Annotated in this window: 15 protein-coding genes and 1 tRNA gene; 8 read left to right on the forward strand and 8 right to left on the reverse strand. The window is 63.6% G+C overall.

The features are described from left to right. Positions 1-216: 216 nt before the first annotated feature. Together N5D91_RS12200 and N5D91_RS12205 are read left to right on the forward strand one after the other, a co-directional pair. Positions 217-3051 (forward strand): TonB-dependent receptor, encoded by a 2835-nt coding sequence (locus N5D91_RS12200; protein WP_180853984.1) that lies wholly within the window; start codon positions 217-219, stop codon positions 3049-3051. Positions 3052-3308: 257 nt separating this feature from the next. Next, positions 3309-4337: a hypothetical protein gene (locus tag N5D91_RS12205; protein WP_110713849.1), complete on the forward strand. Its 1029-nt coding sequence runs from the start codon at positions 3309-3311 to the stop codon at positions 4335-4337. A gap of 8 nt (positions 4338-4345) precedes the next feature. Here the strand turns inward: N5D91_RS12205 and N5D91_RS12210 are convergent, their stop codons facing one another. After that, positions 4346-5239, reverse strand: coding sequence for a DMT family transporter (locus N5D91_RS12210; RefSeq protein ID WP_110713850.1), 894 nt, complete (start codon positions 5237-5239; stop codon positions 4346-4348). Between the two features lie 65 nt (positions 5240-5304). Here N5D91_RS12210 and N5D91_RS12215 point away from each other — a divergent pair, with 65 nt between their 5' ends. Then, positions 5305-6108 (forward strand): helix-turn-helix transcriptional regulator, encoded by an 804-nt coding sequence (locus tag N5D91_RS12215; RefSeq protein ID WP_180853985.1) that lies wholly within the window; start codon positions 5305-5307, stop codon positions 6106-6108. 7 nt (positions 6109-6115) lie between these two features. On the opposite strand, the gene N5D91_RS12220 is transcribed toward N5D91_RS12215, so the two are convergent. Beyond that, positions 6116-6532, reverse strand: a complete 417-nt coding sequence (locus N5D91_RS12220) for a hypothetical protein (protein WP_049461991.1) — start codon at positions 6530-6532, stop codon at positions 6116-6118. Between the two features lie 127 nt (positions 6533-6659). Between N5D91_RS12220 and N5D91_RS12225 the strand changes: the two genes are divergently transcribed. Continuing rightward, complete coding sequence (locus N5D91_RS12225; RefSeq protein WP_110713852.1) at positions 6660-7301, forward strand: glutathione S-transferase family protein; 642 nt, start codon at positions 6660-6662, stop codon at positions 7299-7301. A 21-nt stretch (positions 7302-7322) separates the two neighbouring features. Here N5D91_RS12225 and N5D91_RS12230 read toward each other — a convergent pair whose 3' ends face one another. Further along, on the reverse strand, positions 7323-7730 hold the full coding sequence (locus N5D91_RS12230; protein ID WP_110713854.1) for a hypothetical protein: 408 nt from the start codon (positions 7728-7730) through the stop codon (positions 7323-7325). Positions 7731-7779: 49 nt separating this feature from the next. Continuing rightward, on the reverse strand, positions 7780-8199 hold the full coding sequence (locus N5D91_RS12235) for an H-NS histone family protein (RefSeq protein ID WP_049453980.1): 420 nt from the start codon (positions 8197-8199) through the stop codon (positions 7780-7782). 118 nt (positions 8200-8317) lie between these two features. Here N5D91_RS12235 and N5D91_RS12240 point away from each other — a divergent pair, with 118 nt between their 5' ends. Further along, the gene (locus N5D91_RS12240; protein WP_164162163.1) at positions 8318-8710 is read left to right on the forward strand and encodes a DoxX family protein; all 393 of its coding nucleotides are present in this window, start codon (positions 8318-8320) and stop codon (positions 8708-8710) included. A gap of 3 nt (positions 8711-8713) precedes the next feature. Here the strand turns inward: N5D91_RS12240 and N5D91_RS12245 are convergent, their stop codons facing one another. Beyond that, the gene (locus N5D91_RS12245) at positions 8714-9712 is read right to left on the reverse strand and encodes a helix-turn-helix domain-containing protein (protein ID WP_219634896.1); all 999 of its coding nucleotides are present in this window, start codon (positions 9710-9712) and stop codon (positions 8714-8716) included. A gap of 200 nt (positions 9713-9912) precedes the next feature. On the opposite strand from N5D91_RS12245, the gene N5D91_RS12250 reads away from it, so the two are divergent. Continuing rightward, complete coding sequence (locus N5D91_RS12250; RefSeq protein ID WP_180853987.1) at positions 9913-10743, forward strand: alpha/beta hydrolase; 831 nt, start codon at positions 9913-9915, stop codon at positions 10741-10743. A gap of 23 nt (positions 10744-10766) precedes the next feature. Here the strand turns inward: N5D91_RS12250 and N5D91_RS12255 are convergent, their stop codons facing one another. Further along, positions 10767-11414: a hypothetical protein gene (locus tag N5D91_RS12255; protein WP_110713860.1), complete on the reverse strand. Its 648-nt coding sequence runs from the start codon at positions 11412-11414 to the stop codon at positions 10767-10769. Positions 11415-11602: 188 nt separating this feature from the next. Between N5D91_RS12255 and N5D91_RS12260 the strand changes: the two genes are divergently transcribed. Beyond that, a complete protein-coding gene (locus tag N5D91_RS12260) occupies positions 11603-12424 on the forward strand; it encodes a hypothetical protein (protein ID WP_134950789.1) in 822 nt (273 codons plus the stop codon). Further along, positions 12421-12936, forward strand: a complete 516-nt coding sequence (locus tag N5D91_RS12265) for a hypothetical protein (RefSeq protein ID WP_153854597.1) — start codon at positions 12421-12423, stop codon at positions 12934-12936. The genes N5D91_RS12260 and N5D91_RS12265 overlap by 4 nt, the downstream gene beginning before the upstream one ends. Before the next feature lie 108 nt (positions 12937-13044). Here N5D91_RS12265 and N5D91_RS12270 read toward each other — a convergent pair. Both N5D91_RS12270 and N5D91_RS12275 read right to left on the reverse strand, forming a co-directional pair. Continuing rightward, a tRNA-Ile gene (locus tag N5D91_RS12270) sits at positions 13045-13120 on the reverse strand. A 40-nt stretch (positions 13121-13160) separates the two neighbouring features. Further along, a complete protein-coding gene (locus N5D91_RS12275) occupies positions 13161-13472 on the reverse strand; it encodes a hypothetical protein (RefSeq protein ID WP_164162167.1) in 312 nt (103 codons plus the stop codon). Positions 13473-13593 lie beyond the last annotated feature (121 nt).

A 13593-nucleotide genomic window follows, 5' to 3' on the forward strand; every position in this document is an offset into this window, starting at 1 on the left:
CAGCCAGACTGAAGCAGAGCGCCCTTGGTGCGCGTCGCGGTTTCGTGCATGGCCTGTGCATGAACGTTGTATCCGGCGCGCGACGATAACGCGTCCATAACGTAATCGAGTTGTAAACGGAGTGTTAGGTTCCTTCCGATTCCGCACAGCGGGATTTCAGATCGGTTTCCACGCAGCGATGCGGAAACCCATTCAACTGGATTTGGAGAGAGCCAAATGCACCACAAGTACACCCTGCTTTCCCTGGCGGTGGGCACAGCCCTGGCCGCCGCCTGGTCGCCGGCTGCGCATGCGCAGAATGACGGCGACAAGACACCGAAGAACCTGGATCGGATCCAGGTGACCGGCTCGGCCATCCGCAGTGTCGATATCGAAACGCAGCAGCCGATCGTCGCCATCACCCGCGCGATGATCGAACAGCAGGGCTTCACCACCATCGCCGACCTGCTGCAGAACCTGACCTCCACCGGCGCGCCGACCATCTCGCGTGCGCGCGCGTTGGCGTCCGGCGAGAACGTTGGCGGCTACTACGTCAACATCCGCAATCTGGGTGCCACGCGCACCCTGGTGCTGGTCAACGGCAAGCGACTCGGCGCCACCACCAGCGGCCTGCAGGATCTCAGCCAGATTCCGATGAGCGCGGTGGAACGCATCGACGTGCTGAAGGACGGCGCCTCCTCGCTGTACGGCTCGGATGCAATCGCTGGCGTGGTCAACATCATCACCCGCAAGAACTATGAAGGCCTGGAAGTGTCCATGCAGCACGGGCAGTTCAGCCAGGGCGATGGCAAGGACAGCACGTTCTCGTTGGTCACCGGCGCCCGTGGGGAGCGGGGCGGATACACCCTCGCACTGGAGTACCAGAAGTCAGACCCGGTGTTTGCCCGCGACCGCGAGTTCTCCCGATACGGCGGCGCCGGCCCCAACTACCCGGGCGCGGACTGGAGCAACATCAGCCAGAATGGTTCGTGGTGCGACCCCGTCCTGTACAAGTGCAACACCGGTGATGCGGTGTTCAAGACGCTCAATCGCGGCGGCGATCCGAAGAACCCCAACGACTACCACCCGATCACGCCGGCCGAGTTCGCCAATGGCAATGAGCAGATGCACCTGCAGACCGGCATCGAGCGTCGCTCGCTGTTCCTCAGCACCGACTACGCGCTGACTGACCAGATCAAGTTCACCGCCGACATCGGCTACAACGAGCGAACCACCGACCAGCAGATCGCGGGTTACCCGTACCAGTCCACCAAGTTCGGAACGCCGCTGGATGCGGCCAGTGTGTTCAACCCGGTCGACCACAGCATCGCGTTCAATCGCCGCCTGTGGGAGGTGCCACGCACCACCGAAAGCAAGCTGAAGTCGCTGCGGGTTGCACCGAGTCTGTCCGGCTACTTCGAGCTGGGCACCAAGACGTACGACTGGGAAGTCGGCGCGTTGTTCAACCGCAATGAAGTTACAAAAACAGGCCGTGGCGACATGAGCCTGATCGCTTCCCGGCAGGCATTGGGGCCCTCCTACCTCGATGCCAAGGGTGTGGCCCGGTGTGGCACGGCGGCATCGCCGGTCTCGGGTTGCCTGGCCTGGAATCCTTTGCTGCCGTTCGGGGTCGCGGGGGCTGGCTCTCTCTCCGATCCCGAACTGCAGCGCTTCTTGTTCCCGACGTTCAACGATACCGGCATCACCAAGACCCGCAGTTACTTCGCCAACATCTCCGGCCCGGTGATTGAACTGCCCGCCGGTGACCTGTCCGTCGCGCTAGGCTACCAGTACCGCAAGGAAGAAGGCCGCTTCGTGCCTGATGCCTTCGCCCAGTCGCGCCAGAGCACTGCACTGGGCGCCTCCACCACCGCCGGTGACTACAGCCTCAACGAGTTCTTCGCTGAAGTGAACGTGCCGATCCTGCGCGACCTGCCGTTCGCCAAGGAACTGACCGTGAACCTGGCTACGCGCTACTCCGACTACAGCAACTTCGGCAGCACCACCAATTCCAAGGCGAGCTTCGCCTGGCGTCCGATCGAAGAGCTCATGATCCGCGGCACCTTCGCCGAAGGCTTCCGCGCACCGAGCATCTCCGATCTGTATGGCGGCCTGGGCACCAGCTTCGAAACCTATGTCGACCCGTGCGGCATCGGCGCCACCAACAGCGTCAACGGCAACGCTGCCTGCAACGCTGCCGGCGTCCCGCTGGGCTACCAGCAGCTGAACCAGAGCCTGAAGCCCTGCGCCAGCTATCCGTGCGCCACGCCTGACGAGTTCACCACCGGCTCCGATCCGAAGCTGCGCCCGGAAGAGTCCAAGAGCAAGACCGTGGGCGTGGTCTGGAGCCCGCGCTGGGTCGACGGGCTGGACATCAACCTCGACTGGTACAGCTACAAGATCACCAACATGATCATCCAGGACAGCGTCGACCGTATCCTGCGTGACTGCTACGTGCTCGGCAACGCGTCGCGCTGCGGCAGCGTCAAGCGCGCTGGCGATGGCCACATCACCAGCATGTTCTACGGCCTGGCCAATCTGGGCTCGATGGAAACCGAAGGCTGGGACCTGGGCATCCGCTACCGCCTGCCCGAGTTCTCGTTCGGCCGCTTCACCATTGACCTGCAGAACAGCTATGTCTCCAAGTACGACGAGCAGAACCAGAATTCGGCCGGCGATACGATCATGATGGGCCGGATCGGCCAGCCGGGTATTTCCCGCCTGCGCTCGAACCTGGGCGTGAACTGGCAGCTCGGCAACTTCAGCACGCAGTACACCGTGCGCTACTACTCCGGCATGGTGGAAAACTGCGTACCGAACCGTCCTTGCACCCTGCCCGACCGCTACGCCTACGGTGAACCGGATGCCCTGCGCAAGGTCGGTTCGAATGCCTTCCACGACATCCAGGTCAGCTACAAGCTGCCGTGGGATGGCACCGTGGCGCTGGGTTCGAACAACGTGTTCAACCACCAGGGCCCGATCATGTTCTCCAAGCCGTCCAGCTCCTTCCCCTACTACGGTGGCTTCGATATCGGCCGCACCGTGTACGTGAAGTACTCGCAGCGCTTCTGACGGGCATGTCCGTGCTCGTGGCCGGCGGAAGGGGAGTCCGCCGGCCACGATGCACACCGCCTCCACCCAATCTCCATTGTTCTTCGACGGAATCTCCAAGGTTCCCGGCAACACTGATGTCATGACGGCTGAGGAGCAGGACCGCATGGATTGCCACGCGCCCCGACACTGCACGTCCGTCTCCAGGTTCACCACTGAATGTGAAGGTGCGGCCGGGTTCCGATGTTCCGGTCGTACCGCCGCAAGGGAAGTACGAGATGACGACGGCAGTTCGCACCGGCCTGACCGACCTGGTCGCTGACGCGCAGCGGTACCTGCGCAGGATTCTCCCGGGGCTTGCCTCGGCGGTGCATCCACTTGCTTCATCGCATGCCATTCCACACGCCATGGCATCGCGTTACCACCTCGCCGGGCTGATGCTTTACGGGGAAACCCCCGCCATGCTCGCCGTGGCCCGCGAACCGGGCGAATCCAGCACCCGCGTTATCCAGGATGTGCGCTGCCTGCGCTCTGCAGCGAATGCACTGGTGCTGTACGTCTCGCCCTATCTCACGCCGACCCAGCGCCGCTTCCTGGTCGAGAACCACATCGACTTCGTGGTCCCGCACACTCAGTTGTTCGCGCCCAGCCTGGCCATTGAGTTCCGCGACGACCCCGATCATGAGAAGAAGGCCATCTCGCTGCTGCCTTCGGCGCAGGCCGTGCTGATCCATGTGCTGCTGAGCGGCCAGTCGCGCTGGTGGTCACCGCGCGAGATCAGTGCCGTCGCCGGCTACACCTCGATGACGGCGTCGCGCCTGTCTGCCGAACTGGTCGGTCGCGGCCTGGTCGAGCGCTCCACCGGTGGCCGCGAGCGCTTCCTGAAGCTGGCCGGCAACCGCGACGAGGTCTGGGCCAGGGCACAGCCGTTCCTGCGTTCCCCCATCCTGAAGGAAGTGGATGTCTGCTGGGGCCCGACCGCCGAGGCACTCCGCGATGCGGGGCATCCGGCGCCGACGGCAGGCCTCGACGCGCTTGCTGAAACGTCACCGCCCCCGATCGGTGGCACCCGCGCACTGCACATCGATGCGTGGCGCCTGCTGGGCGCACTTCCCCTGCCCGGTCCGGACTGCCTCCAGAGCGCACGGCTGCAGATCTGGGCCTATCCGCCGGCATTCACCAGTATTGGCGATGTGGTGGACCCTCTTTCGCTGTATCTCAGCCTGCAGGGCAAACGCGGCCATGATGCAGACGCGCTGCAACAGCGGGTGGAACAGGCGCTGAGCGGAGACACGTATCCCGCATGACCGAAGCCCTATGCGGGCTGCTCGCTCGGCACTGCAGCAGCGCGCCTGGCGCTGTACTCGGCGAACACCACGCCGGACACCGCCAGCAGGCCACCGCCCAGTACCCAGCCACTGAGCGATTCTCCCAGCAGCAGTACAGCCAGTGCGGCGGTCACGATCGGCACCAGGTTGAAGAAGCCAGAGACGCGCGCAGCGCCCAGGCGTGACAGTCCGGTCATCCAGGTCAGCGGCGCCAGGATCGAAGCGCACACGGCGGCGAAGCCGATGCAGCCGACCGCCGTGAGGTTATTCACCCCGGTGCCGACCAGCAGCTGTACCGGCAACAGGATCAGCGATGCAGCGGTGGCCTGCAGGAACAGCGACTCCAGCACCGACAGCGGAATCTTCCAGCGCTGCATCAGCACGTTGTAGGCGGCGAATGCCAATGCACCGATCAGCATGATCGCGTCGCCGCGGTTCAGGCCCTGCGCTGCCAACCGCGCCAGGTCGCCCTGCGAGACCACCGCCACCACACCGGCAGTGGAGATCACCGCGCCAAGAATGGAAGTGCCTCGCACCGGATGGCCCATGAACACGCGCGACAGCGCCAGCGCGATCAACGGAATCAGCGCCTGGATCACCCCCATGTTGGTGGCCGAGGTGAAGTGCGCCGCATAGTAGGCCAGGCACTGGTACATCACCCCACCCAGGCAGCCCAGCACCAGGAAGCGCCCGAGATTGGCGCGCACGGTCGGCAGGTTTTCGCGCAGACGTGGCAGCGCGAACGGCAGCAGGACCACCGCCGCGACCAGCCAGCGGAAGAAGCCGATGTCGATGGGGCCGACCGAGCCCGAGGCGAGCTTGGTGACGATGGTGTTCGCGCCCCACAGCAGGCAGGCGAGGATCGGGAAAAGATAGTTCACGGAACGCGGGTGTACGTGGGGGATTGCCCAGCGTACGCTTGGCGCATATCGAGGACATCCCGAAAATGCGCCACACCGACCCCGGCTTGCGGCAACCGATGGAGCCAATCCCCACCTTCCGCCAGCTGCCCGGTCCGATCTACTTCCGGCAGGGTGCGATGGAGCCCACGGACTGGGGGACGCACAGCCATCCGTGGGGCCAGTTCAACTTCGTCGCGCAGGGTGTGATGGAGATGAAGATCGACGGCGAATGGATGGTGTCCCCGCCGCACTACGCGATCTGGATTCCACCGGGAATGGCCCACTACTCGCGCAACCGCTCGCAGCTGGCCTACCGCTCGGCCTATCTGTCGCCGGCCTTGTCACGCCGCTTGCCTGATCGCTGCCGTGCACTGGAAGTCAGCCCGCTGCTGCGCGAGCTGCTGCACGAACTGGCACGGCAGGGCGTGACCGATCCGCAGCCCCCGGCCCAGCGGCGCATGGCCGCCGTGGTGATCGACCAGATCGTCAATGCGGCCGTACTGCCCAGCTTCCTGCCGATCGCCAGCAGCGATGCACTGAAGCAGGTGATGGCGTACATGGAGAAACACCTGTCGATGGCCGAATCGGTTGCCGAAATCGCGCAGCGCCACCACATGAGCGTGCGCAAGCTGGAGCGCATGGCACGTAGCGAGCTGGGCATGTCGCTCGGTGACTGGCGTGGACGGGTGAAGTTCGTGCGCGCCACCGAGGCGCTGTGCACCCGCCGGCCGATCAGCCGGATCGCCGAGGAGCTGGGCTATTCCGGCGTCAGCGCCTTCGCCGAGATGTTCAAGCGGCACGCGCAGTGCACACCGGATCAGTACCGGAAGCTGCATCGGGCGGGGTGAGGGCGGCCTAGAGAGCGATCAGCAGGTCCGCAAGCAGCCTCGGCAGGAACAAGGCGGCCAGAACGCAGGCGAACAGGATGAGAATGACCTTTGCCGTCAATGGGCGACGGCGGGGATTGCTGAAATAGAGGTGCAGATCGCGCAGTTCATCTTCCAATCCCCTCCGCACGCCTGCGTTCTGTGTACCGGGTTCGAGCAGCTGGCGCTCAAGCGCCTTCAGGCGCTTCATCAGTTCACGCGGTGGTGTAGCCCGCAGGATCAGCTGATTGAGCTCCTGAAGCCGGCGCGACTGCGGCATCAGCGCTGCCACGAGATCATCCGGCGGAAGCTGTGAGACCCATCGCTGGGCGTCCGCATCCATCTCAGCCTGCAGCACATCGCGTTGCTGCTGCAGTTCGGCCAGGGAAGTGCGGCGCTGCCACATGAGGAGGCACAGGAGTGGTGGGTGGGGGGCAGTGTATCGCCCGCCGTCCCGGGAAGGGTGTCGATTTCCCGCCCCGTCGTTCGTCGGAACAGGAAAGGCAGGCCCTTCGACCTGCAGGAGTGCCACGATGTGCCCGATCCTCACCGCCTTCGCTACTTCCCCGGACCGCGGCCAGGGCCTGGCCCGTGACATGCGCGTGCGCTGGGCGCTGGAGGAGCTGGGCGTGCCCTACAACGTGCAGCTGCTCGGCTTTGCCGAGCTGAAGCAGCCCGCGCACCTGGCCCGCAACCCCTTCGGGCAGATCCCCACCTGGCAGGACGGCGGCCAGGTCCTGTTCGAATCCGGCGCGATCGTGCTGTACCTGGCCGAGCAGCATGCCGGCCTGCTTCCTGCTGATCCAGATGCACGCATGCGCGCGATCATGTGGGTGTTCGCTGCATTGAATACGGTGGAGCCGCCCATCGTCGAGCGCTCGATGGCCTGGGTGCTGGAGCGCGAACAGCCCTGGTATGCGCAGCGCCTGCCGATGCTCGATGAGCGTGTGCGTATGCGGCTGGCGCAGCTGTCCGCCTGGTTGGGATCGGCGTTGTGGCTGGAGGGCGAGTTCAGCGCCGGCGACCTGATGATGGTTTCGGTGCTGCTGCGCCTGAAGAGCAGCGGCCTCCTCGATGAGTACCCGCAGGTGGTGGCCTATGTGGGCCGTGCAACGCAGCGCCCCGCCTACCAGCGTGCGTTTGCTGCGCAGCTGGCGGTGTTCCAGAACGCCTGACGCTACGCCCTTGGGCAGGCTTCAGTGCAGACTACGCCGACATGCGGCCTGCACCAGCATCAGCTGCGCCACCAGGATCAGCATCGCGCAACCTGACAGCAGCCACGGGTCGATATACCACTGCGCGTTGAAGCTGAAATCTCCGGCGGAAATGCGCTTCCAGCCGTTGAAGTGCTGCATCGCCGCGACCATGAACGCGAAGCCACCCGCGGTGTACGACAACCACGGCACGATGAGGCCGCCCGGTCGCGCGAACAGCGTCAGCACACCCAGCACGCCGATGACCGTGCGCTGCACGCGGCAGTACGGGCAGACATAGGCCATCCCGCTCCATTCCACCGCCCAGGCCAGCAGGCTGACCAGCACGGCCGCGCCTGCGGCTGTGTACAGGACTTTCGGCGTGATCGTCATGCCACCCTCGTGTGCCATCCCGTGCTCCTTGGTTGAAAGACCCGGGCAGGGTAGCAGTGCCGCAGCCTCATCCCTTCTTGATGACGGTCCGCTTGCCGATGGTGCTGGTCTTGCCAGCGGTCGGCCTGGCCAAGCCAGGAATCAGGAAATCGGTCGCCTTGTGGCCCATCGACACCTTGGACGCCAACCAGCGCGGCATGCGTCCGCGACCGGTCCAGGTCAGGCGCTTGTATTCCGGGTCGCGATACTTGGGCGCGACTTTGCCGGATTTCCGGCGGGCGGGCTTGCGGGCGGGCGCAGGTGTTTCCGAGGCTTCGCCACCGAAGAGTTCTTCGAGGGTGTAACCGGCCTCCGCCGCGGCGGCCTTCAACATCCGCCGCACCGCGCTGGCCGGGCGGCGGCTGGAAATGAGCTGTTTCCGCTGTTCAGCGGCAACCACCAAGGCGCCCAGCTCCCGAAGGCTGAGCGATTCAATATCGATCGTCATGGTGGAAAGGTCTCCTGCGGGCGGCCAGCTGTCAAGGCGCCTTGCCCGGTACGTAGACACGGGCTTCACTGCCGGTGGGCTCCGATCGCCTTCGCCAGCCATCTCCGAGGAACCCGACGTGAGCAACTCACCGCATTCGCTCGCCTACCTGCTTGCGCGCATACTGCTGATGGCACTGTTCCTGGTATCCGGCATCGGCAAGCTCGGCGACCTCAACGGTACCCAGGGCTACATGGAAGCCATGGGGGTACCCGGCATCCTGCTGTGGCCCACCATCGCCTTCGAGATCGGCAGCGGCCTGTGCATCCTGCTGGGCTTCCAGACCCGGCTGGTGTCGGTCGTGCTGGTGGGTTTCAGCCTGGTCACCGCCTTCATCTTCCACCACAACTTCGCCGACCAGACCCAGCAGATCATGTTCCTGAAGAACCTGGGGCTGGCCGGTGGCTTCCTGCTGCTGGCCTGCACTGGGGCTGGGCGGTACAGCATTGATGGCAGGGGGCGGCGCGGGTGAAATTCATCGCTGTGCGCGCCGCCTGATCCGGAAATGATCCCGGTAGGCCGAAGGGGACATGCCAACGATGCTCTGGAATGCCTTGCGGAATGCGCTCACATCGTCGTATCCCAATGTCGAGGCCAGTTGTGCAACAGGGATATCGCCGAGCTGCAGCGCGTCCCTGGCCTTGGCCATCCTGACCTGCCGGATGTAGTCAGCCGGATTGAGTCCCGTGGCCTTCTGGAATCGCCGGATGAATGTTCTTTCGGTCAGGTGGGCACGCTCAGCCAGGGTACTGACCGTGTGGCGCAATCCGGGTTCGGCAAGGATGGATCGCTGGACAGCCAGCAGCGCTGCGTCATCGTGATCCAGCTTTGGCAGGAATCCCTGCAGTGGCCGCTGGTCCTGCCGGATTCCGTCACTGAGCATGAAGCGTGCCGTTGCCAACATCACGCTGGAGCCCATCGTGCGATCGACGATCAACAGGCCCAGATCATTCCACGCAAGGATCGCGCCTGACGTAATGACGTCGCCATCATCGATGACGACGTTCTCGGTGGTCACCTGGACGTCGGTGTAGGTGCCGGCAAGCAGGCCCGCGAACGCCCAGTGCGTCGTGACCCGTCGCCGTGCAAGCAGGCCGGTCTGGGCAAGCACGAAAGCACCCGCGCAGACGGAGCACATGATCGTGCCGCCTGAATGGAGCGTTTTTAGCCACTGCGCCTCGTTTGCCATCGCGGACATGCGCTCAGGCATCGCCACGCTCGGCGGCGAGATCACGAAGCCAGGGGCGTTCACATCGCCGGGATCGCTGTCCCAGCAACATTCCATGCGGCCCGATTGCGGGTTCCATTGCCAATGCGTCACCCGGATGAAGCACCGCCGGTCATCCTCGTGAGGATACGCAGCCCATTCATTCGCGATCCGGAACAAATCGGTCAGGCCGTGGATGGCCGCCATCTGGCAATCCGGGTAGATCAGCAGAGCGACTTCGATCCGCTTGTCAGTTTCGATACGCATGAATGTCACCTCCGCCAATTTCAATTGATAGAGCGCTACCTAGAATGGATTCGGGCGGAGTGATGGCTGCCTCAGCATAGAAGGAATCGCATGCCTGGGGCCACTCCCGCGAGATTCACCGTCAGCGTCCCTGCTCCTGCACCGATGCAGGCCGCCGCGACGCAGGACGTTCTCCAAACCCAACAGCGAGGAACCCCGAAATGGCTACGGTTACCACCAAAGACGGCGTCGAGATCTTCTACAAGGACTGGGGTCCGCGCGACGCCAAGGTCATCCATTTCCATCATGGCTGGCCGCTCACCGCCGACGATTGGGACGCGCAGATGCTGTTCTTCGTCAACAAGGGCTATCGCGTGGTCGCGCACGATCGCCGCGGACACGGCCGCTCCAACCAGGTATGGGACGGGCATGACATGGACCACTATGCCGACGATGTTGCTGCAGTGGTCGAAAAGCTGGGCACCCAGGGTGCCATGCATGTGGGCCATTCCACCGGCGGCGGCCAGGTGGTGCGCTACATCGCGCGCCATGGCGAGAAGAACGTGTCCAAGGCGGTATTGATCAGCTCGGTGCCGCCGTTGATGGTCAAGACCGCAGCCAACCCACAGGGCACGCCCAAGGAGGTCTTCGACGATTTCCAGGCACAGCTGGCCGCCAATCGTGCGCAGTTCTACCATGACGTACCGGCCGGACCGTTCTACGGCTACAACCGCCCCGGTGCGAAGCCGTCGGACGCGGTGATCTGGAACTGGTGGCGGCAGGGCATGCAAGGCTCGGCCAAGGCGCACTACGACGGCATCGTTGCCTTCTCGCAGACCGATTTCACCGAAGATCTGAAGGGCATTTCCATTCCGGTGCTGGTGATCCACGGCGATGACGACCAGGTGGTGCCGTATGCCGACTCCGGCGTCCTTTCCGCGAAGCTGGTAAAGAACGGCACGCTGATCACCTACGAGGGTGCACCGCACGGCATTCCGACCACGCACGCCGACCGGATCAACGCCGACCTGCTGGCGTTCCTGGAGAGCTGATCGTGAAGGATCCGGGAAGTGCTTCAGGCACTTCCCGGACCATCCGGCAGGCGGATTCCATTCGCGGCAACGAAAGCGCGCGACGCATGCCAATAGGCCTGTGGTGGCGTGTGCAGCTCCGGCTGCGACCAGTAGTCATCGAGGTGCAGCGCACCCATCACGCCGCCCCATGCAGCACGCGCATCGTGGACGCGCATCCGCCAACGATGATGCGGCGGAAAGTAGGCGTAGTGTTCGAGCGCCTGCTGCTGCGCCTGCTCTTCGGCAATGCCTGCCTGATGGATCAGCGTCCACGCATGCATATGGCGGGCATGGGCAAGCGCACCGAGATACTCGTCCTCATCCAGCAAGGGAACCGACTCACCGCGAGCCAGGCACAACGCATCCGACTCGGTGTCGTACGCCAGCGACGGCTGCGCCAGTTCCGGGTTCTGGTGCCAGTACCCTTCACCCAACACGTGCAGCATCGCCCAGTGCCAGGGCTCGTCGTGGAAGATCAGTGCGTGCTCGTACTCGCAGCCAGGGGCCTGGTCGGGATAGCGTTGGCGTGCGTGTTCGATTGCCAGCGCTTCGGGAATCTGGCCGTAGCGCACCAGGCACCAGGCGAACAGATGCCGGCTGTCTTCGATTTCAGTGGTGAAGTCTTCCACGGACGTATCGATGTTGGGCATGGTCGATCCCTGCATGCGAGCCACCCACCATCGGGCCCGACAAGTGTGCCGGAATGCACCAGCGAGCAGATCATCTTCGAAGTCAGCTGACGGACCAGACCACAGCAACGTAAACGAAAACTGAATCCGGACCACGGGTGACTGGGGGAGGGTGCACCACTTCTCCGTTGTATGCAGGCGATCCAGATATGCGCAATACGAATTCAACGCAAGGAACCTGTCCCGGCATCATGGAAAACCGAAGTTCATCGCAGAAATTCGCTGCAGCACTCATCATTGCCGTACTCGCCACGGGAGCAGTAGCGGCCTTTCTCCTCCTTCGCCCCACGCCACAGCCCTCGCAAACAGCACCGGATGTTGAACAGGCGGGCGGGCAGCGCAGCGATCCAGCCACCTCACCATCCCTAGTGGCATCGACCGCGTCACGGCCTGCAAGCAGCACGAGCATGCTGTTTCCTGGTGTTCCGCAGAATCGCGATGCCATGGAGCCCAAGGACGATGATCCATTTGATGGGCGTAGCCGCGAAGAGCAACGCTGGCTGGACGAACACGGCTATCCGAATACCGCACAGTGGGCTTCCTATTCCAGCGCGCCCGATGCGTTGCTGGAACAGGCCGCCAGTAACGGCGACAAGCTTGCCCGCACGATGCTGGACTCGCGAAGGCTCCCCGATCGAGCGGCCCTGGACCAGATGATGTCGTCCGCAGTGGACGGCAACTACTTTGCGCTGCAGTTGCTTGCGACACATTTCGCATCCACCGGTCGAGCGGGAAACATCAACGCATACGCGGTTTCGCGTGTCCTGGAGATGCGCGCAGACCCTTCCGCCGCGCTTGGCAGGGAAATCATGTTCTCTGCGCCACTCACTATCGAGGAGCGGATGCAGGGGGAGGCCGAAGCACTTCGTCTGAACGCTACTTTCAACCAGCTTTACCAGGGAAGAACCGGCAACGCGTTCGTTCCCGATTACCGCCCGTTCCCCGTTGACAACTCGCAAGGATGGCAATGAAACCTGTAAGTAAATTCGTCCTGGCCACCGCAGCTTTCACCGTTACCGGTGTTGCTCTGGCCTGCACCGTTCTTCCAATGCTCCCGTTCTCGATATCGGTCGACCTGAAAGATATCGCGGCAGCCAAGCAAGCCGGCGCCTCCTCTGCAGAGGCACCCAACAAGGCATTCCTCAAGAAACTGGATGAGACCGCTGAAAGGACCTTCGGTGCGGATGCATGGCGCAACACGTCTTTCGTCGGCAACGTCATGTACAAGACAAAAATCATGATGATGACCGGCTCAAGCATGATCACCGTCAGCAAGCCGTGCGGGAAGTCGGCAGAAGAGTCAGGCGGCACTGAAGACAGCTTCGCCTCGACACCCCCGTCTGGCGGCGGCGGAGGTGGTGGCAGCACTGGCGGTGGTGGCGGGATCGGCGGCTGGTTCCCCGGTGGTGGTGGGTGCTTCGGCAACTGTCAGCCGCCCCCGCCCGGTCGCGTGGGTCCGATCGAGAATCTTCCGCGATCCTGAGGGCACTTCAATGGAAGGGCATCGCCGCAAGGTGCTGCCCTTGGTGCCCCTGATGCACCAGCCAGAAGCCATTGGGGCGTCGTCACTGGACTTCGCTGGACGTCAATGTGGTGGGCCCATCAGGATTCGAACCTGAAACCAAGGGATTATGAGTCCCCTGCTCTAACCGTTGAGCTATAGGCCCTGCGCAGCGTCACAGTGTAGTGGAGGCCGCGCACGATCGGCTACCCGGCAGCAGCAAGAACCTCAGCAACGCGCTCCAACCGCTTCTCCGCCGCTTCCGCGAACCACGCCTGCCGCCGCAGGTCTGCCTGGAACAACGCCACCGTCCTTCTGGCCTCTTCCAGTGCCTTCTGGTTGCCGCCGTCGAAGCCCTCGACCAGTTCCGCGCCAGACAGCGTCAGCAGCGCATACGTCGTGCGGCGGGCAAATCCCAGCCTATCCTCACGGTCATCCTGTATCACTTCATCCCAATCCATCAGCGACGGAAAATCAGTCTGCAGGGAATCAGGCAGATCGTGCTCCACATCATTCATGGCGTTACTCCAGATGCATGACGAATCAGTGCAGCAGGCCGTGTGTGATCTGCGTGACCTGCTGCGCGCTTGCATCAGCGCCGATGAAGACCGGCCTGCCTACGCGATGTGTTGAGCATCT

Source organism: Stenotrophomonas sp. GD03794 (assembly GCF_029842145.1).
Lineage (GTDB): Bacteria > Pseudomonadota > Gammaproteobacteria > Xanthomonadales > Xanthomonadaceae > Stenotrophomonas > Stenotrophomonas riyadhensis.